Annotated in this window: 20 protein-coding genes; 8 read left to right on the forward strand and 12 right to left on the reverse strand. The window is 65.0% G+C overall.

Annotation, left to right across the window (positions count from 1 at the left end):
- Positions 1-20: 20 nt before the first annotated feature.
- Positions 21-1,556, reverse strand: a complete 1,536-nt coding sequence (locus EXZ48_RS30460; RefSeq protein WP_023512826.1) for a HAMP domain-containing sensor histidine kinase — start codon at positions 1,554-1,556, stop codon at positions 21-23.
- 269 nt (positions 1,557-1,825) lie between these two features.
- Between EXZ48_RS30460 and EXZ48_RS30465 the strand changes: the two genes are divergently transcribed.
- The 4 genes from EXZ48_RS30465 to EXZ48_RS30480 all read left to right on the forward strand — a co-directional run bounded on the left by EXZ48_RS30465 (position 1,826) and on the right by EXZ48_RS30480 (position 4,290).
- Positions 1,826-2,389 carry a thermonuclease family protein gene (locus EXZ48_RS30465; RefSeq protein ID WP_023512827.1) on the forward strand — a complete coding sequence of 188 codons (564 nt, stop codon included), beginning with the start codon at positions 1,826-1,828 and terminating at the stop codon, positions 2,387-2,389.
- Between the two features lie 298 nt (positions 2,390-2,687).
- Positions 2,688-3,002 (forward strand): EthD family reductase, encoded by a 315-nt coding sequence (locus EXZ48_RS30470; RefSeq protein ID WP_023512828.1) that lies wholly within the window; start codon positions 2,688-2,690, stop codon positions 3,000-3,002.
- Positions 3,003-3,096: 94 nt separating this feature from the next.
- The gene (locus EXZ48_RS30475; RefSeq protein ID WP_023512829.1) at positions 3,097-3,735 is read left to right on the forward strand and encodes a uracil-DNA glycosylase family protein; all 639 of its coding nucleotides are present in this window, start codon (positions 3,097-3,099) and stop codon (positions 3,733-3,735) included.
- A gap of 66 nt (positions 3,736-3,801) precedes the next feature.
- Complete coding sequence (locus EXZ48_RS30480; protein WP_024270142.1) at positions 3,802-4,290, forward strand: Lrp/AsnC family transcriptional regulator; 489 nt, start codon at positions 3,802-3,804, stop codon at positions 4,288-4,290.
- Positions 4,291-4,318: 28 nt separating this feature from the next.
- On the opposite strand, the gene EXZ48_RS30485 is transcribed toward EXZ48_RS30480, so the two are convergent.
- Genes EXZ48_RS30485 through EXZ48_RS30495 form a run of 3 tightly spaced genes read right to left on the reverse strand, consistent with a single transcriptional unit; the run spans position 4,319 to position 6,451 of the window.
- Entirely contained in the window at positions 4,319-4,693 is a 375-nt protein-coding gene (locus tag EXZ48_RS30485) for a hypothetical protein (RefSeq protein ID WP_130520724.1), read from the reverse strand.
- A gap of 1 nt (position 4,694) precedes the next feature.
- Positions 4,695-5,585 (reverse strand): NAD(P)-dependent oxidoreductase, encoded by an 891-nt coding sequence (locus tag EXZ48_RS30490; protein ID WP_256370933.1) that lies wholly within the window; start codon positions 5,583-5,585, stop codon positions 4,695-4,697.
- A gap of 50 nt (positions 5,586-5,635) precedes the next feature.
- Complete coding sequence (locus EXZ48_RS30495) at positions 5,636-6,451, reverse strand: class I SAM-dependent methyltransferase (protein WP_130520728.1); 816 nt, start codon at positions 6,449-6,451, stop codon at positions 5,636-5,638.
- 131 nt (positions 6,452-6,582) lie between these two features.
- Between EXZ48_RS30495 and EXZ48_RS30500 the strand changes: the two genes are divergently transcribed.
- Positions 6,583-7,311 carry a DUF2270 domain-containing protein gene (locus tag EXZ48_RS30500; protein WP_023516750.1) on the forward strand — a complete coding sequence of 243 codons (729 nt, stop codon included), beginning with the start codon at positions 6,583-6,585 and terminating at the stop codon, positions 7,309-7,311.
- Between the two features lie 13 nt (positions 7,312-7,324).
- On the opposite strand, the gene EXZ48_RS30505 is transcribed toward EXZ48_RS30500, so the two are convergent.
- The 4 genes from EXZ48_RS30505 to EXZ48_RS30520 form a co-directional block, all read right to left on the reverse strand.
- Positions 7,325-7,591, reverse strand: coding sequence for an usg protein (locus EXZ48_RS30505; protein WP_024270141.1), 267 nt, complete (start codon positions 7,589-7,591; stop codon positions 7,325-7,327).
- 144 nt (positions 7,592-7,735) lie between these two features.
- The gene (locus tag EXZ48_RS30510; RefSeq protein ID WP_130520730.1) at positions 7,736-8,566 is read right to left on the reverse strand and encodes an ABC transporter permease; all 831 of its coding nucleotides are present in this window, start codon (positions 8,564-8,566) and stop codon (positions 7,736-7,738) included.
- Positions 8,563-9,366 carry an ABC transporter permease gene (locus EXZ48_RS30515; protein ID WP_023516004.1) on the reverse strand — a complete coding sequence of 268 codons (804 nt, stop codon included), beginning with the start codon at positions 9,364-9,366 and terminating at the stop codon, positions 8,563-8,565. Before EXZ48_RS30515 ends, EXZ48_RS30510 begins: the two co-directional genes overlap by 4 nt.
- Positions 9,367-9,535: 169 nt before the next feature.
- Complete coding sequence (locus tag EXZ48_RS30520) at positions 9,536-10,318, reverse strand: ABC transporter substrate-binding protein (RefSeq protein ID WP_130520731.1); 783 nt, start codon at positions 10,316-10,318, stop codon at positions 9,536-9,538.
- 339 nt (positions 10,319-10,657) lie between these two features.
- Here EXZ48_RS30520 and EXZ48_RS30525 point away from each other — a divergent pair, with 339 nt between their 5' ends.
- Both EXZ48_RS30525 and EXZ48_RS35320 read left to right on the forward strand, forming a co-directional pair.
- Positions 10,658-12,853, forward strand: a complete 2,196-nt coding sequence (locus EXZ48_RS30525) for an OmpA family protein (protein ID WP_130520733.1) — start codon at positions 10,658-10,660, stop codon at positions 12,851-12,853.
- Positions 12,854-13,037: 184 nt separating this feature from the next.
- Positions 13,038-15,185 carry an OmpA family protein gene (locus tag EXZ48_RS35320; RefSeq protein WP_130520735.1) on the forward strand — a complete coding sequence of 716 codons (2,148 nt, stop codon included), beginning with the start codon at positions 13,038-13,040 and terminating at the stop codon, positions 15,183-15,185.
- Between the two features lie 55 nt (positions 15,186-15,240).
- Here the strand turns inward: EXZ48_RS35320 and EXZ48_RS30535 are convergent, their stop codons facing one another.
- The 4 genes from EXZ48_RS30535 to EXZ48_RS30550 all read right to left on the reverse strand — a co-directional run bounded on the left by EXZ48_RS30535 (position 15,241) and on the right by EXZ48_RS30550 (position 18,397).
- Positions 15,241-15,993 carry an aminoacyl--tRNA ligase-related protein gene (locus tag EXZ48_RS30535; protein WP_130520737.1) on the reverse strand — a complete coding sequence of 251 codons (753 nt, stop codon included), beginning with the start codon at positions 15,991-15,993 and terminating at the stop codon, positions 15,241-15,243.
- A 218-nt stretch (positions 15,994-16,211) separates the two neighbouring features.
- A complete protein-coding gene (gene mobB, locus EXZ48_RS30540) occupies positions 16,212-16,736 on the reverse strand; it encodes a molybdopterin-guanine dinucleotide biosynthesis protein B (RefSeq protein ID WP_050743231.1) in 525 nt (174 codons plus the stop codon).
- Positions 16,733-17,368: a molybdenum cofactor guanylyltransferase MobA gene (gene mobA / locus EXZ48_RS30545; protein ID WP_023516027.1), complete on the reverse strand. Its 636-nt coding sequence runs from the start codon at positions 17,366-17,368 to the stop codon at positions 16,733-16,735. The genes mobB and mobA overlap by 4 nt, the downstream gene beginning before the upstream one ends.
- Positions 17,369-17,488: 120 nt before the next feature.
- Positions 17,489-18,397: a DMT family transporter gene (locus EXZ48_RS30550; protein ID WP_130520739.1), complete on the reverse strand. Its 909-nt coding sequence runs from the start codon at positions 18,395-18,397 to the stop codon at positions 17,489-17,491.
- Positions 18,398-18,785: 388 nt separating this feature from the next.
- Here EXZ48_RS30550 and EXZ48_RS30555 point away from each other — a divergent pair, with 388 nt between their 5' ends.
- The gene (locus EXZ48_RS30555) at positions 18,786-21,329 is read left to right on the forward strand and encodes a methyl-accepting chemotaxis protein (protein ID WP_130520741.1); all 2,544 of its coding nucleotides are present in this window, start codon (positions 18,786-18,788) and stop codon (positions 21,327-21,329) included.
- Positions 21,330-21,797 lie beyond the last annotated feature (468 nt).

Below are 21,797 nucleotides of genomic sequence, written 5' to 3' on the forward strand. Positions count from 1 at the left end.
GGACCCGGACGGCAAACGTTTCAGGCAAAACTTTTCCTGCGCGGGGCGACGGCCTGGGTCTCGGTGACGGCGGGCAGGCTTTGCAGCACACGCTTGGCCGGCAGGATGGCGATGGCCTCGGTGCCTTCGCGCAGCTTGGATTTCAGGATGAACTCGCCATTGTGCTTGGCGAGGATCGCCTGGACGATCGGCAGGCCGAGGCCGGTGCCTTGCTCGGCGCTCTTGATGGCGATGGAGCCCTGGCCGAAGGCGGAGAGCACGACGGGGATTTCCTCCTCCGGGATGCCGGGGCCGTTGTCGCGGATCGAGATGTACTGTCCGCCGCCGGCGGTCCAGCCGGCCTTGACGAAGATCTCACCGCCCTGGGGCGTGAATTTCACGGCATTCGACAGGAGGTTCAGGACGACCTGGCGCAGTGCCTTCTCGTCTGCCCAGACGGCCGGCATGTCGCCTTCGACCTGCTCGGAAATGGTGATGTTCTTCGCCCGCGCCCGCAGCTGCACCATGCCGATGCAATCCTCGGCGATATCGACGAGATGCACGCTGTCCTCCGACAGGTCGTACTTGCCCGCCTCGATGCGCGAAAGATCGAGAATCTCGTTGATGAGGTTGAGCAGGTGCTGGCCGGAGCGGTGAATATCGGAGGTGTATTCCTTGTAGACGGGGTTGTTGAGCGGCCCGAGCACCTCCGTCGACATCACCTCGGAGAAGCCGAGGATGGCGTTGAGCGGCGTGCGCAGCTCGTGCGACATGGAGGCGAGGAAGCGGGATTTGGCGAGGTTTGCCTCTTCGGCGCGCCGGCGGGCCTCGTCCGACATGGACTTGGCCACTTCCAGTTCGGCGATCAGGTCGTCCTTTTCCGATTGGGAGGAGAGCAGCTGCGCGCTGGTGTGGCGCAGGCGGTTCGTCATGAAGATGAGGAAGATCAGCGCGGCGGAGATGATCGTCACCATGCCGAACGTCGCCGGATTGGGGCGCAGCAGGGCGGAGATGGAGAGCGCGACGACCGTGGGCAGGAAGGCATAGAGCACGGCATGGCGCAGCATCAGCGTGCTGATGGCCGTGACGGCGAGCGCGACGAGCAGGGCGGAGCCCTTGTAGAAATCGAAGGTGGCGTTGCCGCAGGGGCCGCAGGTCTGCAGGGAGAAGGCAGCCCAGGCAAGGCCCATCGCGACCTGCGCGGCGAGGAAGATGCGCTGCCAGCGGCGGGTGTTGTCGGCGGTGATTTCCTGTTTGTGCGCCCGGCGGGCGACGATCATGCCGAGTGCATGCACGCTGAGCGCAAGGATCGCCCAGGCGAGAAGGCCGATCTCCTGCGTGAGATAGACGCCGACGGCGGCAATCAGCACGACCACGACGGGTACGGCGAGCGCATTCTGGGCGGCCGAGGCGATGTGCAGCTGCAGCATCTCGCGCTCGAAGCCCGGCGCGATGCCGGTGGCGGTCTGCAGGCGTTCCCGGGTCGCGCGAACGGTCCGCGAGACAGCCTTGTTTCGATGGCTGCGCGACTTGTCGACGATGATCTTGTCGGTCGAGGTACTGACGCCGGTACTCATCACGATTGCAACTGTTGCGGACAGGATTGAAGTCTAGGGGGGAATCCTTAAGAAGATGCTGCCGCGCATAAACCATTTGCGAACCATTCCGGCATTTTCCGGAACAACCTGCCGGCAGCGCGCCACCATCGTGACGTAGCGGCATGACGCTGGGGTATTTCCGCCTTTCTCCGAATCGCGAAAACACCCTATCTCTTTCATTTTACGCAGTTCCGCCTGCAGGCGCCCGCGCGGCTCTGCTGGAACTGCCGGGGCAAGGACGGGACTCCATGGGGCTTTCCAGGCGGGCGCGCGATGTCGGTGTGGCGATGGCGATCCTCGCGCTGACGGCGTTGATCGTGGCGCGCGTCGGCGGCGGGGGCGGCGAGACCTTCACCGGTGCGGCGCGGGCGGCGGACGGTGATACGCTGACGCTCGACGGCCACCGCATCCGGCTCGTCGGCATGGACACGCCGGAGCTGACGCAGATCTGCCGGCGCGACGGCGCGGACTGGCGCTGCGGCGTCGCCGCGCGCTCGCGGCTTGCGGAGTTCCTGCGGGCCGGGCCCATCACCTGCCGCACGCAGGGCACGGATAAGTACGATCGCTGGCTGGCGCGCTGCGAGAACCCGGCGGGTGATCTCGGAGCGCGCATGGTGCGCGAGGGGCTGGCGGTCGCCTATGGCGGCTATGAGGACGAGGAGCAGTTCGCGCGAGCCGAGCGCAAGGGCCTGTGGGGTGCCGATTTCGACATGCCGCAGCTATGGCGCAAGACGAACGGCCGGCCGCAGGAGGATGCGCATGATGCGGAGCCGGGTATGCTCGGCGGCATTCTGGGGGCGTTCGGGCTTTAGGTCGCGCACTCATTGACTGCTGGCGGTCGATGTTCTGGTCAGGCTTCCTGAAGGGAGCTGCGGATCGACGGATTTCGAGTGCCAGGTGATCGAAGCGCCGCTACCGAGCAAGCCGCGCCGTGTGCCTCGGGTTGATGGCCGGCCCGTATGCGACCTGCTGCAACCGCTTCAAAACGCACGGCGAAAACTGCTTTGCTCCCGTCAAACCGCTCCAGCCAAAATCTGGATGCGCTTTGCGAGTCGGTGCGCTAGAAAGGCCCCTCCGACGCTCGGAAAGGCGTTCAGGCAGGAGCCCACCATGATCAAGATGAGTGTCTACTATCCCGCCGATGGCGGTTCGAAGTTCGATCACGACTACTACCGCACCCGCCATATGCCGCTGCTCCGGGAACGGCTCGGCGATGCCTGCCTGCGCTACGAGATCGACAGGGGCCTTGCGGGTCGCGAACCTGGAAGCGCGCCGGGGTTCGTCGCGGCGTGCCATGTCTACTCTCCGGATCTGGCGACATTCCAGGAGGCATTGGGTCCCCACCGTACGGAGATCGCCGCGGACGTCGCCAATTATACGGACATCGCCCCCGTCGTGCAGATCAGCGAAGTCGTTGAAGGGTAGGGTTTCAGCGTAGGCGTCGCGTTGAATTTTCCGGGATCGGCGTCGTGCTGGTCGATCTGATCCATTGCGGGAAAGGCTCTAGGAGGGGCGGTCGATGGACGAGACAGGGACCGAAGAGATCGCCGCCCTTCGTGCGGCGATCGCGGCCTGTCGGGTCTGTCGCGACACGCCGGCAAAGGGACCGGCAGACCGGCTGCCGCACGAGCCGCGGCCCGTCGCCGTCCTCTCCGACAGCGCGCGCATCCTGATCGCCGGCCAGGCACCGGGGCTTCGGGTGCATGAGAGCGGCCTGCCGTTCAACGACGCTTCCGGCGACCGGCTGCGCGACTGGCTTGGCGTCACGCGCGACGGGTTCTACGATCCGCGGAACTTCGCCATCGTGCCGATGGGCTTCTGTTTTCCCGGCTATGACGCCCACGGCAGCGATCTGCCGCCGCGCCGCGAATGCGCGCCGCTGTGGCGCGCCCGGGTGATTGCCGCCATGCCGCAGATCGAGCTGGTGCTGGGGATCGGGCAATATGCGCAGGCCTGGCATCTGGGTGCGGCGAAGGCCGCCAGCATGACCGAGACGGTGCGCGACTGGCGCCGGCACCTTCACCGCAACGAGGGGCCTTCCGTGCTGCCGTTGCCGCATCCGAGCTGGCGCAACACCGGCTGGCTGAAGCGCAACCCATGGTTTGAGGCGGAAATTCTACCCGAGTTGCGAAAGCGGGTGAAAACCCTTACGGAGTGAAATGCAATTCTTTCAATTTGTCGCCATCGCGGTATATGAGGGAATTAAATTTCGTAGGGGAAATCAATGGACCGTCTGGACCGCAAAATCCTGCGCCTCTTGCAGGAAGATTCCACGCTCGCCGTGGCTGATCTCGCCAAGAAGGTGGGGCTCTCGACCACGCCCTGCTGGCGGCGCATCCAGAAGATGGAAGAGGACGGCGTGATCCGCAAGCGCGTCGCGCTGCTCGATCCGGTCAAGATCAACACCAAGGTCACGGTCTTCGTGTCGATCCGCACCAACGCCCATTCGACGGAATGGCTGAAGCGCTTTTCCGAGGTGATCGTCGAATTCCCCGAAGTGGTGGAATTCTACCGCATGAGCGGCGAGGTCGACTACCTGCTGCGCGTCGTCGTGCCCGACATTGCCGCCTACGACGCCTTCTACAAGCGCATGATCGCGCGCATCGAGATCCGCGACGTCTCCTCGGCCTTCGCGATGGAGCAGATCAAGTACACGACCGAGCTGCCGCTCGACTACATGATGGTGGACAATCAGAAGAGCGGCGAGGAATAGGCGGCCTTGCGCTGCTGCGGCCGGGTTTTCACAGATCCGGCCGCCTGAAGGTTACGACGACCGTTTTCCAGGCATCGTAGGGCGCAAGCTCCGCCAGCCCCGCAAAGGGTGCGCAGCGCACGACCGCCCGCACCGCGCTGGCGGCAAACCCCTTTGTCGCCGCATCGCCGCCGACCGGGCCGTCGATTGCCGGCGAGCCGATGAGTTCGCCTGCCTCCGTCAATGAGAACGTCACGCGGACCGTCTGCACATGGTCCGGCAGGTCCGCCGGCACCGACCAGCATCGGGCGATCTTGCCGTTGAGGGCGGTGGCGAGCGCCAGCCGGCCGGCATCGTCCGCCTGTGCCGGAGCGGCAAGCACGGCTCCGGCGGTCAGGGCGAAGAGGGCGCGGCGGAGCGCCACCTTAGTTCCTCTCGAGGCGCGCGAGCAGCGAGGACGTGTCCCAGCGGTTGCCACCCATGTCCTGCACGTCGCCGTAGAACTGGTCGATCAGCGCGGTGACGGGCAGTTTCGCGCCGTTGAGGCGGGCTTCCGACAACACGATGCCGAGGTCCTTGCGCATCCAGTCGATGGCGAAGCCGAGGTCGTATTTACCGGCTATCATCGTCTTGTGGCGGTTGTCCATCTGCCAGGAGCCGGCCGCGCCCTTGGATATCACGTCGATGACCGCCTCCATGTCGAGTCCGGCCTTCTTGCCGAAATGGATGCCCTCGGCGAGCCCCTGCACGACGCCGGCAACGCAGATCTGGTTGACCATCTTGGCAAGCTGGCCGGCGCCGGCCGGGCCCATCAGGCCGACCATGCGCGCATAGGCGTCGATGATCGGTCGTGCCTTGTCGAAGATATCCTTCTCGCCGCCGCACATGACGGTCAGGACGCCGTTTTCCGCGCCGGCCTGGCCGCCGGAGACGGGGGCGTCGACGAAGGCAAAACCCTTTTGGCGCGCGGCGGCGTCGAGTTCGCGCGCGACTTCCGCGGAGGCGGTGGTGTTGTCGATGAGGATGGCGCCGGGCTTCATGCCGTCGAAAACCCCGCCTTCGGCGATGGTGACGGAACGCAGGTCGTCGTCATTGCCGACGCAGGTGAAGACGAAGTCGGCATCGGCAGCCGCTTCCGCCGGCGTGCGAAACGCCTTGCCGCCGAATTCGGCCGCCCATTTTTCCGCCTTGGCGAAGGTGCGGTTGTAGACCGCGACCTCATGGCCGCCCTTGACCTTGAGGTGCCCAGCCATGGGATAGCCCATGACGCCGAGACCGATGAATGCAACCTTTGCCATGCTGTAACCTCCTGCAATCGTTGGCAGGAGGTGTAGCGGATCATCGGTTTTTGCGAAAGTGTTTCTCGTCAGCCGCGGTATTTCGCCAGCACGAGATGGCCGGGGATCGGCTCGCCTTCTTCAAGGCGTACCGTGATGTCGGTGATCTCGACGATGTCGAAGCCCGTCTCTTCGAGGCGCTGGCGCACATAGGCGGCGGCGTGGGCGAAACGCTGGTGCGGACCGACCATGAAGGGGCGGCCGGCAAAGGTCTCCTCGGGCAGCGTTTCGGAGGAGAAGATGAAATGGCCGCCGGGCACGAGGTTTTCGGCCACACCGAAGAACAGCGGTTCGAGCGCGCCGAGATAGGGCAGCACGTCCGTCGCGGTGATGAGGTCGAAGGGCTCGTCGTCATTGTCGTCGAGGAAGTCGACGGCCTCGGCGACATAGAGCGTCTCGTAAAGATCCTTGTCGTGGGCGATCTCGACCATGTTTTCCGACAGGTCGATGCCGGTGATGTCTTCCGCCATGTCGCGCAGCGCGCCGCCGGTCAGACCCGTGCCGCAGCCGAGGTCGAGCACGCGCTTGAACGGGCCCATGCCAAGGGCCTGGAAACGCTGGCGCACGGTGAGCGGCACGCAATAGCCGAGCTGGTCGACGAGCACGTTGTCGAAGACCTCGGCATGCTGGTCGAAGAGCGTGGTGACATAGGCGTCGGGCGCCTTTTCCGGCGTGTCGCCGCGGCCCATCGAGGCAAGGCGCACCGCGGCGCCGCCATGGTCTTCCGGGTCGAGCGCCAGCACTTCGGCATAGGCCTTGGCGGCAGCATCGAAATCGCCGGATTTTTCCAGCGAAAGGGCGCGGTTGTAGGCTTCCGCGAGCGCATCTTCGTCGATCTTGGTCATGGAGGCGTCTCTTACGGCCCGGGCCAGGCTTTGGCAATGGCGCCATTCACCTGCAAATAGGCATTTATCAATCGCTGAAAGAGGCGCATGATCCTCCTCCCAAAACCAAAAAGACCATTGGGAGGAATGACATGCCCGCCGATACGCCCCCCTTTTCGCCCGCTGCCGAGACCAGGCGGACCGGCAGCCCGGCGCTGCCGGCAACGCCGATGGAGACGATCAACACGATGGTGCACTACTATCGTGGCGAACTCGGGCGCATGGCCGGCTGGCGCGACCGCATCGACCGCACCTCGAACTGGGCGATCACGGTGGTGGCGGCACTGTTGTCCGTTTCGCTGTCGACGCCCACCTCGCATCACGGCGTTCTGCTCTTTGCGATGCTGCTCGTCTCGCTGCTGTTGATGATCGAGGCGCGGCGTTACCGGTTCTTCGACGTCTACCGCGCACGGGTGCGCCAGCTCGAGCGGTTCTACTTTGCCGAAATCCTCAATCCGCGCGCCGCGCTCGATCTCGACTGGGCGGCGCCCATCGCCAAGAGCCTGCGCAAGCCGGAGTTCCTGATCAGCTACCGCGATGCGGCCTGCCGGCGGCTGCGGCGCAACTATTGCTGGCTCTACCTGATCCTCCTGCTCGCCTGGGCGCTCAAGATCTCGTCATCGATGATGCAGCGGCCGGCGACGGCGGGCAAGGACATGACGCTTGCCTTCGAGCATGTGGTCGCCAATGCGGCGCTCGGGCCGGTACCCGGCAGCGTGGTGATCGCCTTCGTGCTGCTGCTCTATGCCGTGATCCTGTATTTCTCGCTCAAGGTGGACATGTCCGACACGGAGCTGGCGCACGGATCCGTGCACGTCTGATCACGGCCGGGCCTCAGTTGATGACGAATTCGCCCTTCAGCGCCCGCCATTCCGTCGCCGAGATCAGCCGGCGATGAACGTAGCGGACGGAATGGAGGGGGCCGTCCAGCTTTTCCTGCCAGAATTTCAGGAAGCCCTTCATCTCCGGGAAGTCCGGGGCGAGATCGTAGTGCTGCCAGATATAGGTCTGCAGAAGCTGGGGGTGATCCGGCATGCGGTAGAGGATCTGGGCCGTGGTCATGCCGTAGCCCTTGAGCTGCATTGCCATGTCGTTCGTCATAGGGACCTCATTGCGTGTGAATGATGGTCCTTATGATTGAGCGCCCGCGAGGTTAATGAACTCTTTAAGTTTGGCCTGTATCGGGATTTTTTCTTTGCAATCAGGTATTTGGCAGCACTCGTCCGTGAGCGCTGCCAAAAGGCGTCACCGCTTCACGTGGCGCGTCAGACGCGTTTCCAGCCAGGCCCAGAGGTTGCGCAGCAGCTCCACCATCAGGAGATAGAGCAGCGCCGCCCAGAGATAGGCCTGGTAATCGAAGGTGCGCGAGAAGGTACGGCGGGTCTCGCCCATCAGGTCGAAGACCGTGACGATGGCGACGATGGCAGACCCCTTGATCATCAGGATGATCTCGTTGCCATAGGGGCGCAGTGCGACGATGAGCGCCTGCGGCAGGATGACCTTGAAGAAGGCGACCTGCTTCGGCAGGCCGAGCGCGGAGGCGCCCTCATGCTGGCCGCGCGGCACGCTTTCGATGGCGCCGCGCAGGATTTCGGCCTGGTAGGCGGCGGTGTTGAGTGTGAAGGTCAGGAGCGCGCAATTCCAGGCGTCGCGGAAGAACCACCAGAGGCCCCAGGCCTTCAATTCGGCGGAGAAGCTGCCGAGGCCGTAATAGACGAGGAAGAGCTGCGTCAGCAGCGGCGTGCCACGGAAGAAATAGACGTAGCCGTAGGCGATCCACGAGAGGACCGGGTTCTTCGACATGCGCGCGAAGGCGAGCGGCAGAGAAATGAGGCCGCCAAGCACGACGGAGAGGATGACGAGCAGCAGCGTGACGCCAAGGCCCGAAAGGTAGCTCGGTCCGTATTTCGTGAACTTGTCGGGATCCCAGCCGTTGACGATCATCAGGAAGACGCCGACGGTGAGCGCCAGCCAGACGCCCATGAAGATGTTGCCGAAGAAACGGCCCGCGGTGAATGGCTTCGGCGGGGCTTCCGGCGGGGCCTGCGGCGGGATGAGGGTGGTGACGACGCTCATCGGGCGACCTCCGAACGTTTTGCCCAGCCTTCGATCGCCGAAAAGACCAGCGAGGAGAGGAAGGCGAGGACGAGGAAGAGCAGGCAGGCGATGGAGTAGAACTGGAAGGCTTCCTTCGTCACGCGGGCAGCGACGCCCGTCTGGCGCAGGATATCCGGCAGGCCGATGACCGAGACGAGCGCGGTGTCCTTCAGGAGCGCCATCCAGAGATTGCCGAGGCCGGGCAGGGCGACGCGGATGAGCTGCGGCAGCACGATGAGGCGCATGGTGCGGCCATGGTGCAGGCCGAGGGCGTAGCCCGCCTCGTACTGGCCGCGCGGAATGGCCTTGAAGGCCGACAGCAGCACTTCCGAGCAATAGGCCGAGAACACGACGCCGAGTGCGATCATGCCGGCGAAGAAGGCGTTGATCTCGACCGCGCCCTCATAGCCGACGGCGGTCATCAGATTCTGCACGAGGATCTGCAGGCCGTAATAGACGATGAAGAGCGTCAGGAGCTCCGGCAGGCCGCGGAAGAGCGTCGTGTAGATGTTGGCCGACATCCGCAGAGACTTTTCTTCCGACTGCTTTGCCAGCGCGATGAAGAAGCCCATGACGAGGCCGACGGGCAGGGTGGCGACAGCAAGGCTTGCCGTCACCAGGAAGCCGAAGGCGATCTCGTCGCCCCATCCGGCATTGCCGCAGGCAAGCAGCGTGTCGCCGGCAAAAAGAGTGAAGATGCCGATCGGCCCGCAGAGGGGATCGATGATCCCGAGAAATGCGGATACCGCCTCGACGATGGCGGTGAAGAACCCGCTCATGCCAGAAGAACCCCCGATGCGCCTTGCGCTTGTTGTCCGGGCGCGTGATGCACCCGTCTTTTCTTATGTGCAAGTTCTCAAACAAAAGGAGCGGGAGAGCAAGCCCTCCCGCCCGTGCATTCTGGTGATGGGGTCAGAAAAAACCCGCATGACACAGAGGTGTTGCGGATCAATCGCCGTAGACGTCGAACGGGAAGTACTTGGCGTTGATTTCCTGGTACTTGCCGTTGGCGCGGATCGCCGCGACCGCTGCCGTGAACTTGTCGGCGAGCGCGGTATCGCCCTTGCGCACGGCAACACCGGCGCCTTCGCCGTTGATGACCGGGTCGACCGGCAGCGTGCCGAGCAGCTTGCAGCAGGCGCCGTCGTCGGTCTTCAGCCATTCGGAGAGTACCACCACGTCGTCGATGACGGCGTCGATGCGGCCATTGGCGATGTCGAGCTTGTACTCGTCGGCCGTCGGGTACATCTTGACCTCGGCATCCTTCATATGCGCTTCGGCATAGTTGGAATGCGTTGTCGAGCCCTGGGCGCCGAGCGACTTGCCGGCCAGCGCTTCCGGGGTGGCTTCCTTGATCTCGCTATCCTTCGGGACGACGATCGCCGGCGGCGTGTTGTAGTACTTCTTGGAGAAGTCGACCTGCTCCTTGCGCTCGGCGGTGATCGACATGGAGGCGATGATCGCGTCGAACTTCTTCGCGATGAGCGCCGGAATGATGCCGTCCCAGTCCTGCGTGACGAAGGTGCACTCGGCCTTCATTTCCTCACACATTGCCTTGGCGATATCGACGTCGAAGCCGGTCAGCGTGCCGTCGGATTCGAGATTGTTGAAGGGCGGGTAGGCGCCTTCCGTGCCGATCACGATCTTCTCGCCTTCTGCCATCGCGGAGGTCGCGAAGAGGGCGATGAATGCAGCGGACGCTGCGAGCGTGAAACGTTTGGAAATACGCATATTGATCCTCTCTGTTGAAGGCTCTCGGGTTTTTCTTGTTGTCCGGGCCTCGAATTGAAGCGGGCAGGGCTGCCCGCTTGGCGCCGATAATCGACCGGTTTTCGCCAAAAAATCAACTGGATTCGCGCCGTCTTTCCGCCCGGTTTCCCCGACAATTTCATGGCGCCCCCCTGGCAGGGCTGCGCACGCGGCCTATCTCGCGTCGCAACGGACGCCGTTCAGGCGGGGTTAAGGCGGCGAATGCCAGACCTTTGGAGGATTGTGACGGGGACGTAAACGGCCGGAAGGGCCGGGCGTCCCTCTCTTGAGAATAAGACGGGACACCGTGAGGACAAAACGATGACTTTCCGCTCCAGACTTTTTGCAACCGTGGCGCTGCCGGTCCTGTCGACCGCGCTGATTGCGACGCCGACGCTGGCCGATGCCCTGATGAAGCCGTTCGAGGTTGCCCAGGAAAGCACCGGCGAAAGCCAGCCGAGCGAAGAAGAACTGCTGCTCCAGCAACAGCAACAGCAGCAGGACGACGAGGCACAGCGCGCTGCCGAGGACGAGCAGCAGCGCCAGGCCGAGGAACAGAAGGCCGCTGAAGAGGCCGAGAGGGCCGCGGCCGAGCAGCAGGCGGCCGAGGAAGAAGCCCAGCGTGCCGCCGCGGAAGCCGAGCAGCGCCAGGCCGAGGAACAGAAGGCCGCCGAAGAGGCCGAGAGGGCCGCGGCGGAGCAGAAGGCGGCTGAAGACGAAGCGCAGCGCGCTGCTGCGGAAGAGGAGCAGCGCCAGGCCGAAGAGCAGAAGGCCGCGGAAGAGGCCGAGAGGGCCGCGGCGGAGCAGAAGGCGGCTGAAGACGAAGCGCAGCGCGCTGCTGCGGAAGAAGAGCAGCGCCAGGCCGAGGAACAGAAGGCCGCCGAAGACGCGGAGAAGGCCGCAGCCGATCAGAAGGCGGCTGAAGACGAAGCGCAACGGGCGGCCGCCGAGGCGGAGGCGCAGCGGCAGGCGGACGAACAGAAGGCCGCCGAAGAGCAGAAGGCTTTGGATGAACAGAAGCCGGCCACTGAGGAGCAGGCTGAACAGCCCGTGCAGCAGCAGGATGGCGGCACGTCGGAGACGACGGCCGGCGAAAGCGAGCAGCCGGCAGTGGGCGAGGGTGAGCAGCCGGCGGTTGCCGGAGAGGAAAGCCCGGCGGATACCGGCACGGATCAGCCCGCCACGGCCGAGACCGGCGAGACGCCGGTAACCGAGCCGGTGCCCGAGGTTGTCGACACGATGACCGAGGCGGAAAAACAGGAAATCGCCGAGGATCCGGCCAAGACCGACGAGACCGTCGTTCTGCCCGTCGAAAACGGGGCTGCTGTGCTCGACAGCGACAAGGACGCCGACAATGCCGGTGGCCAGGAGAGCCGCGAGCAGCGTCGCAAGAAGCGCGAGGAACTGCGCGCGCAGGAAGAGGACGTGCCGGTCCCCGAAACCGACGACGCTGCCCAGGCGACGATCTCCGAAGAGGTGCGCGAGGCCGTGCCCGGCAGGATCGAGGCGGCGATCAAGGAAGAAGGCAAGCGCGTGAAGGAGGCGCCCGACTTCGCCGTGCCGGAGACGACCAACATCATCAACAACACCGTGATCAACAACACGATCATCAACAACAACACCGTCAACAACACGACGATCGACAACAGCGTCACCGAGGTGAAGATCGTCGAGCGCGTCGAGAATCGCACGGTGCTGGAGGTCGGCGACCAGCTGATCGTGCGCGGTGACGATCGCCCGCGCCTGCGGCGTGATTCGGAGGAGGTCTATTACGACAACCTCGCCCGGGGCCGCGTTCGCGAAACGATCGTGCGTCCGGGCGGCGTCGAGATCGTGACGATCTACAACCGTTACGGCGATATCATCCAGCGGTCGCGCGTCGGCCGGGACGGGCGGGAATACATTCTCGTCTATGCGCCGGAGCTTGAGGACGATTCGCCGCGGCCGGGCCTCGTCGACGTCGGTTACGAGCTGCCGCCGATGCGCCTGCGCATTCCCGTCAGCGACTACATCATCGACACGTCGAGCAACCCGGACCGGGATTATTACGACTTCCTCGCCGAGCCGCCGGTCGAGCGCGTCGAGCGGGTCTACACGATCGACGAGGTGAAACATTCCGCCCGCCTGCGCGACAAGGTACGCCGTATCGACCTCGACACGATCACCTTCGCCACCGGCAGCGCCGACGTGCCGATGTCGCAGGCCCGCACATTGCGGTCCGTCGCCGAGGCCATGCAGAAGGTTCTGGACAAGGATCCGGGCGAGACCTTCCTGATCGAGGGCCATACGGATGCCGTGGGGTCCGACAAGTCCAACCTCGTCCTTTCGGACGAACGGGCCGAATCGGTCGCCAGCCTCCTGACGGATGTCTATGGCATTCCGCCGGAAAACCTGCAGACGCAGGGCTATGGCGAGCGCTTCCTGAAGGTGAAGACACAGGTCGCCGAACAGCAGAACCGCCGCGTCACCATCCGCCGCGTCACCACGCTGGTGCGCCCCATGGCGCGGGCGAACTGATCGTATCTTCATGCGTTTAGGCAAGGACCGCCGGCAGCCGCCGGCGGTCCTCGTGCATTCAGCGCGAATTCATCTGCCATGAATTAGCGTCTGATATCGACGGCGGGCGGCTTGCGCGGAAACACAAATTCGCCCCAAACCCTGATGCAATAGCGTCCGAACGCTGGCAAACGAGGAAACGCCAATGCTTAAGAGAACAAGACTTCTGGCAACGGTGGCTCTGCCCATCGCTTCGCTGTCGTTTATCTGGCAGCCGGTCGAGGCCGCCATGATGCGGCCGGTGCTGCCGCTCGTCGAAAAATCCGATGTGACGGTGGTGCAGTCCGAGGAAGAGGAACTCATCCGCAAGAAGCGCAATCGCGAGGAGCAGGGAGGCGGTGAAGAGCGCCCGCGCAACCGCGAGCGGAACAACCGCGATGCCGACGGTCAGGGTGAGGAACGCCGCGAGCGCCGCAAAGAGGAGCGCCGCCAGGAAGAGGGCGGGCAGAATTCCCGCGAGGAGCGCCGCCAGCGCCAGCGCGACGCGGAACGCCAGCAGGAAGAGCAGCAGCCGAACCGCGAGGAACGCCGCAAGAAGCAGCGTGAGACCGAGGGCGAAGGTCAGCAGCAGCAGGACCGTCAGAAGGCGCGCGAAGAGCGCCGCCAGCGCCAGCGCGATGCCGAACGGCAGCAGGAAGAGCAGCAGCCGAACCGCGAGGAGCGCCGCAAGAAGCAGCGTGAGGCCGAGGGCGAAGGCCAGCAGCAGCAGGATCGCCAGAAGGCGCGCGAAGAGCGCCGTCAGCGTCAGCGCGATGCCGAACGCCAGCAGGAAGAACAGCAGCAGAACCGCGAGGAGCGCCGCAAGAAGCAGCGCGAGGCCGAGGGCGAGGACCAGCAGCAGGACCGCCAGAAGGCGCGCGAGGAACGCCGCCAGCGTCAGCGCGATGCCGAACGCCAGCAGGAAGAGCAGCAGCAGAACCGCGAGGAGCGCCGCAAGAAGCAGCGTGAAGCCGAGAGCGAGGACCAGCAGCAGCAGGATCGCCAGAAGGCGCGCGAAGAGCGCCGCCGGCGCGAGGCGGATACGGACCAGCAGCAGGAAGGGCGCGAAAAGACCCGCGAGGAGCGCAAGCGCGAGGCCGAGCGGGAGCGCAAGCGTCCGGACGAGACCGCGGGGCGTCCGCGCCGCGAGCGCGACAAGGACCGTGAGCGCATCGCCCGCGACCCGTCGCGCACCACCGAGACGATCGAGCTGCCGTTCATCGACGGCGCTGCCGTTCTCGACAGCGACAAGGACTGGGACAACCGCCGTGACCGTTCGCGCGAGGAATTGCGCCGCGAACGCGAGGAGAAGCGTCGCGACGTGCGCGTGCGCGTTCCCGAATCCGACCGCGATGCGCAGGTCGGATGGGAAGGCCGCGATCGTATCCGCTACGAATCGGGCGACCGTGAACGCGGCGAGCGCCGTGACCGCCGGCCGCGCTACGAGGATCGCGACGGCTGGCGCGTCGAGCGCGAGGTCGACGACCGCTTCGTGATCAATTTCGGTGACAGGATCATCGTTCGGTCCGACGATGGCCGCCGCCTGTCGCGCCGCGCCACGGAAACCTATTACGAGGACCTGCCGAACGGCCGCGTGCGCGAGGTCATCGAGCGGCCGAACGGCGACCGTGTCGTCACCATCCGTAACCGCTACGGCGAAATCATCCAGCGTTCGCGTATCGACGGCGACGGCCGGGAATATGTGATGTTCTATGCGCCGGAAATCGACCGCGACAGCCGGCCGACCTTCGTCGATCCCGGCGAGCGGCTGCCGCCGATGCGCCTGACGATCCCGGTCGATGAATACATCATCGACACGTCCGCCGAAGACCGCGCCGACTATCGCGACTTCCTGGAGCGGCCGCCGGTCGAGCCGGTCGAGCGTGTCTACACGCTGGACGAGGTGAAGTACTCGGCTCGTATCCGTGACAAGGTGCGCCGCATCGACCTCGATACGATCACCTTCGCGACGGGGTCAGCGGACATCTCGATGAACCAGGCGTCCACGCTGCGCAAGGTGGCCGAGGCGATGAACGAGATACTCGATAAGGATCCCGGCGAGACCTTCCTGATCGAGGGCCATACGGATGCCGTCGGTTCGGACGAATCGAACCTGGTGCTCTCGGACGAGCGCGCCGAGGCCGTCGCCAACATCCTGACAGACGTCTACGACATCCCGCCGGAAAACCTTGCCACGCAGGGCTATGGCGAGCGCTTCCTGAAGATCGACACGGACGCCGCCGAACAGCTCAACCGCCGGGTCACCATCCGCCGCGTCACACCGCTGGTGAAGCCGGTGGCGATGGCCGAGTGATCGACCACGCCTCGAACAGAGAAAGGCCGCGGATCCCTCCGCGGCCTTTTTCATTTCAGACATGTTCGGCGGCGAGCGACCAGTTGTAGACGCAGCGGTCGAGGCCGATGGCGATTTCCAGCACGCGGACCTCGTGTTCGTGTACTTCACCCTTCCTCGTCTGGGTGCGATAACGCATCGGGAAATCGGTGCGCCGCGAGATCGAGCAGACCTCCATCCACTTGTCGCCGTTGTCGACCTCGACATCCATGGTGGTCTCGGAATAGGCGGGCAGCCGGTCCGAGGGCACGATCCGCGTCGGCAGATGGATGAGCGCGGCAATCATGCGGCGGACCGGCTCGAGCGCTGCGGCATGATAGTCGTTGCCGGTATCGGCCGAGTAGGCACACTGGAATTCGAGCTGCCAGAACTCCTTCAGCCGCATGTGCTTCGTCGCCTGATCCTGCTCGCGCCGGTACGACCGGCCGGCCTGCCAGACGCAGAGCGGCAGGCGTGTGCCGGTATGGGTCGCCAGGAGGTGCTGCATGTAGGCATAGGTCGACGGCGTGGTCTCCGGCCGCAGAACCAGCTCGGTCTCGCCGGACGCCAGCCGTTCCTGCACCCAGATATCGGCATTGGAATAGGCGTCGGATATCAGCGCCCGCGGCGTCAGCACGGGGGCCTCTACGCGGCGCATGTCCCAGGCGGGATTGACGGACCGCAGGAAGCTGCGCACCTCGCCGGAGAAGAAGCGGACCATCTGGTCGCGCAGCTCGATGTCGCGCTCTTCCCAGTGGACGAGCGCATTCACGTTAAAAAGATTGAGCACGGTGCCTGTCTCCCTGGCATCGTTGAAGGAAGCTGTTGGGGGGCTTTACGTCCAGCCTGTCGCCGGACGCGTGCAGCGATCCGGTCATTACGACTGGACGCGGAGACCTCGGCCGTTGGCGCGCAGAACGGCGACCTGCGGGCAGCTGCGGAGACGTTCGGCAAGGGGCGCGCGTGCGGTGCTCATGGCAACGCATCTAAGGGCAGCGGCAAAAATTGTCAAACGGCGGGCGGAACGGGCAACCCGGTCACAGTGACCACGAAATCGGCGATGGTCGCGGTGTCGTCGAGGTCGAATACGGGCAGGGCCGTGTCTGTGACGGGATGATCGGCGGCGATGGCGGCAATGTGAGGGTCTTCGGGGGCGAGCGGCATGCGGTTGGCGGCCTCCAGCCGCCGGGCCTCGATCTTGGGGATCGGCTCGCGCTTGTACCCCTCGATCAGCACGAGGTCGCAGGGCGCAAGGCGCGCGAGGATTTCCTCGAAGCTCGGCTCAGGAGCGCCGCGCAGCTCGTGCATGATGGCATAGCGCGTGCCGGAAACGATGGTGACCTCGTGCGCGCCGGCCTGGCGGTGGCGGTAGCTGTCGGCGCCGACCTTGTCGATGTCGAAGTCGTGGTGGGCGTGCTTGATGGTGGAGACGCGGTAGCCGCGGGCGACGAGCTCGCTCACCAGGCGCACGGCAAGGCCGGTCTTGCCGGAGTTCTTCCATCCGGCAATCCCGAAGATCTTCGGTCGTGTCATCGTTCCAGCACCCAGAGCCAGTTTTCCGCCTCGTCGAGATCGTCGGGCGTATTGATGTTGAAGAAGGGATCGAACTCGCCGCGCGAGGTCTCGAGCAGCGGAAAGGTGATTTCGCGGGCCTGGTGGCGCTCGAGGTAGCTGCGCACGCGCAGCGCCCCGCCGCCGGCCAGCCATTCGCCGAGATCCTCGGCAAGCGTCACCGGCCAGAGGGCGAAGACGGGGTGGAGACCGCTGACGGAGCGGGCGACCGCCATGCGCTCCGGCGTGTCGATGACGCGCGACAGGCGCGCGACGAGATCGGTCGGGAAGAAGGGGCTGTCCGTCGGTACGGTGGCGACATGGCTCGCCTCGGGATGATGACGCCGCGCATAGTCGAGTGCGGCGAGCACGCCGCCGAGCGGTCCGGCGCGGGCGGCATCGAGGTCGGCGAAGACCGGCAGCTCCTCGCCGCGTTCGAAGAGCACCGGGCCATTGGCATTGACGGCGATGGCCGAGACCTGCGGCCGGAGGCGCCGCGCCGCACGGTCGATGAGAGCCGTGCCGCCGAGGCGGATGCGCGCCTTGTCCTGGCCCATGCGGGAGGAAAGGCCGCCGGCAAGGATCACTCCCACTATCGCATGCGTTGCTGTCATCTCGCTTCCATCGGAAGGTCTTTCCGTCTTCGTCTAGAGCATTTTGCCGCCGGGCATAATCACCTTACCGTGCGCACCCGCGGCACAAACGACCAGATGGAGTGACGGCGCGCAAGCCTGTCAGGGGGATTCCGGTTTCGATTCCTGTGCCACGGCCTCCGCGTCCCGTCGGCGGTTCTCCCGATAGAAGGTGTAGAGGCCGGAGGCGACGATGATGAGGACGCCGACGGTCATCCAGAAATCCGGCACTTCGCCGAAGAACAGGAAGCCGATGGCGATCGCCCAGATGAGGCTCGTATAGCGGAAGGGCGCGATGAAGGAGATCTCGCCGGTACGCATGGCGATGACGATGGTCTGGTAGCCGACGAGCAGCAGCACGCTGGCTGCGGCAAGACGGGTGAAAGCCTCGCCGGAAACCGGCTGCCAGCCGCCCAGCGGCACGATCATCACGGCGCCGGTGACGGTGATCGACACCGCCGTGATGACGCTGATGAAGAGCGTCGGCACGGACGGGTCGATCCGCCGGGTACAGAGGTCGCGTGCCGCCGCGCCGACAACCGAGGCGATGACATAGACGGCCGCGAGCGAAAAACCCTCCGGGCCGGGGCGGATGACGATAAGCACGCCGACAAAGCCTGCGACGATGGCCAGCCACCGCCGCCAGCCGACCGCTTCGCCGAGGAACAGCGCTGCGCCGAGCGTGACGGCGAGCGGCAGGGCCTGGAGGATCGAGGCCGTATTGGCAAGCGGCATGGCGCCGAGCGCCGAGACATAGGCGAGCGAGGCGAGGATTTCGGCGGCGATGCGCAGGGCGACAGCCGGCTGCAGCACGACCTTCCAGGAACCGAGCGCGCCCATCCAGCGGGCGATGGCGACGACGAGTAGTGTCGTCATCAGGCCGCGCACGAAAAGGATCTGGCCGGTGTTCATGCCGCCGGTGACGGACTTGACGAGTGCGTCGTTGCAGGTGAAGCCGACCATGGCGATGGCCATGAACAGGGCACCCTTGGCGTTGGCGGAGGCGGTCATGCGGATGATTCCAGGCGTGTCTTTCTCCTTCTTAGGCACAATGCCCACCGCATTCCATCACCCTGGCGGTTGGAACAAACGGGGTGGTTGCCGCATCGAGCGGCAATTGCGCGAAATCCGGGCAGAAAAGTATGATGATTCCGGCGCAAAGGCTTGAATTCCTGCCGCTTTACCGAAGGATTTCATTAAGCTTCCCCACCTATCGTTGCGTCATCCCAATGAGCGATCGCATGATGCGACGGGTGGGGGCGCGCCGCCTGATGCAAGGCCGGCCGATGCCCCGATATCGGATACCGGCCGCGCTCCGACAACGAGCCTGAGCGGCCGTTTCGGCTTTGAGGAACACCCGACGGGATCTTGGTCGTCATAAAAAAACGTCGGGGAACCCATGTCCTTCATCGACCGCCTGCTCCAGCAGCGCCGCATCGTCACCAAGGTGCTGCTGTTCGTCATTCCTCTCGTCGCGCTGATCGCCGGCATAGGCCTTGTCGGTTATTTCACCGCGAGCACGCTGAACGGTCACATGACGGTGACGCGCGAGACGATCAACAGCCTGTCGCATTTCCAGAACCTGCGCACCGGATTGCAGGACTTCGTCGACAAGCCGGGCGAGGCGACGCGCACGGCGCTCGGTGAACGCATCGACGAACAGGAGGCCGGCATCAACGATCTCGACGCCCTTCTGCCCGATGCGGCCGAGAAGACGAAGATCGCGTCCGTCGTGGCACTGGCCGACACCATGCGCGGGCAGAGCGAAACGCTCTGGTCGATCGACCAGGAGCGCAATGCCGTGACGGCGGGTCTGGAAGAGGCGCTGGCGGCGATGGCCAAGGACGGTGCCTTCGCCGAAAAGCAGATCGGCGTCATCCGCAACGAATCGGGCGAGAAGGAAGCCTTTGCCAAGGCGCTGCTGTTCGACGCCGCGGCCTATCAGGGGCTTGCCGAGCGCATCGGCAAGTTCCGCAAGCCCGTCGCGCTGGCGATGAAGGCGGAGGACAAGGTCAAGGCGGCCGAGACCTACCTGCCGCAGCTCCTCAAGCAGCTCGCCGAATCCAAGGCGATCGCCTCGCCGAAGGCGCTGGAGCAGATCAAGCCCTTCGAGGCGGAGGTCGCCAAGGTCAAGGACATCCTTGCCGGCAGCGACGACGTGGAGGCCAAGAAGACGAAGTTCGTGCCCGTCCTGACCAAGCTTGCCAAGTTCGATGCCGACTTCCTCAAGGAGGCCGGCAAGAACTCCGACACGGCGGCGAAGCGTTTCGTCGGCATGGATGCGGAGATCGTGCTCCTGAAGACGCTGATCACGCTGATGGGCGATACGTTCAAGGGTATCGACGAGACGCGCCTGCACATCAGCGAGTTGCACCGCAAGCTCGATCAGCCGAGCCGCGATGCCGTGCTGGCGGATGTGAAGGCCGTTGCCGGCAGCGCCGCCGAACTTGCCAAGCTTGGCACGAAGAACGCCGCCCTGCGCGATCTCGCGCAGAAGCTCGCCCCGTCGCTTGCAAGGATCGAGCAGGGCACCCAGGATCTCATCTCGGTCGGCGAGACATGGCAGGCCGCGCGCGTCGCCGCCTACGCCTCCGTCGCCGATGCCAGCCAGACACTGGAACAGTTCGTCTCCAGCGCCCAGGAGGCGGGCAAGACGGACAGCCAGCGTTCGGCCAATGTCTCGATCATCGCCATGGTCGCCGGCACGCTGCTCGCCATCATCGGCGGCCTGATGCTGGTGGAAACGCTGCGCGGCCCGCTGAAGCGGGTGACGGAAGCCATGTCGCGGCTGGCGAGCGGCGACCTCGACATCAGCATCGACGGCCGCAACCGCGGTGACGAGATCGGCGACATGGTGCGCTCGGTCGCCGTCTTCCGCGATGCGGCGCGGGAAAACGTCCGGCTGGAGCAGGAGGCCGAGGCCCAGCGCCAGACGACGGCCGAGGAGCAGGCCCGCCGGGCCAGCGAACAGGCCCGCATCGAGGCGGAGCAGACCGAAGCGCTCACCGCGCTTTCCGACGTGCTTGGCCAGCTGGCCGCCGGCAATCTCGAAGAAAGCATGACGGAAGCGCTCGCCGCCGAATATGTCGCGATGGCGCGCACCTACAACAACGCCGTCGAGGCGCTGCGCGTGACCCTGTCGGACGTGCGGGCGACGACGATGGAGATCAATGGCGGCACGGGCAACCTTGCCACCTCCGCCGACGATCTCGCCCGCCGTACCGAACAGCAGGCGGCGGCGCTGGAGGAAAGCTCGCGGGCGCTGCGCCAGCTCACCGACATCGTGCGTTCGACGGCCGAAAGCGCCCAGAAGACTGCGGTGTCCGTCGACGAGACGCACAGCTATGCCCGGCGCTCCGGTGAGGTCGTGGCCAAGGCCGTGGACGCCATGGGCGAGATCAACCGGTCGTCGGAGAAGATCAGCACGATCATCGGCGTCATCGACGAAATCGCCTTCCAGACGAACCTCCTGGCGCTCAATGCCGGCGTCGAAGCGGCGCGGGCGGGCGAGGCGGGTCGCGGCTTTGCCGTCGTCGCGCAGGAGGTTCGCGAGCTTGCCCAGCGTTGCGCCGGTGCCGCCCGTGAAATCAAGGGCCTGATCTCCGACAGTTCGGCACAGGTGCGCAACGGCGTCGCGCTCGTCACCGAGACCGGCGAGGCGCTGACGGTCATCAACGAGCATATCTCCTCGATCCACGCGCTGGTCGGCAAGATCGAGTCGGCCGCGGCCGCCCAGTACGACGGCATCAACGAGGTGAACCAGGCCGTGCACCAGGTCGAGCTCATCACGCAGCAGAACGCGGCGATGGTGGAGGAGAACACGGCCGAGATCCACGGCCTGCGCCACCGCGTCCAGGTGCTCAACCAGAAGATCGACCACTTCAAGACGCGCGACCTCGATACGCGGCAGGGCGGCTATTTCGGGCAGCACCACGCGGCTTGAAGACTGTTTGAAAGACGCGTCTCACGAGCATGGAGCGGCTGGGCAGGAGCCCGGCCGTTTTGTTGTGGGAAGAGAGATCTTGCCCACCCGTAGAGGCCGTGGCGTGTTTGCTGGATCCGGCGGCGCGGGCGTTGTTTTGCACCGACATCCACGCGGCGGTTTTCCGCCCGTGGTTTTTTCAAGGAGCATCGGACGGGGCGCTGGAAGGTGCCGCATCTGAAAGTATGTGTATGGCGCCTTTCAGCGCCCCGTTCAGCGGTTTTTGCCCGCAACTCCGGTCTCTCTGCAAAAGCCGGGATGATGGATGGTGTTCGCCGGTTTCCGGAAGGAGGCCGTTTCCGTTTTGTCATCCGCCATCGCTCGCCATGGCAATCACGGACGGAAGGTTTTGCCTTCCGGACGGTCTCATCCCGGCGGACGATGCCGACGCATCCGCCAGACCGGCCCCCTTGTGTGCCGCACAGGCAC

The organism is Shinella sp. JR1-6 (assembly GCF_004284735.1).
Lineage (GTDB): Bacteria > Pseudomonadota > Alphaproteobacteria > Rhizobiales > Rhizobiaceae > Shinella.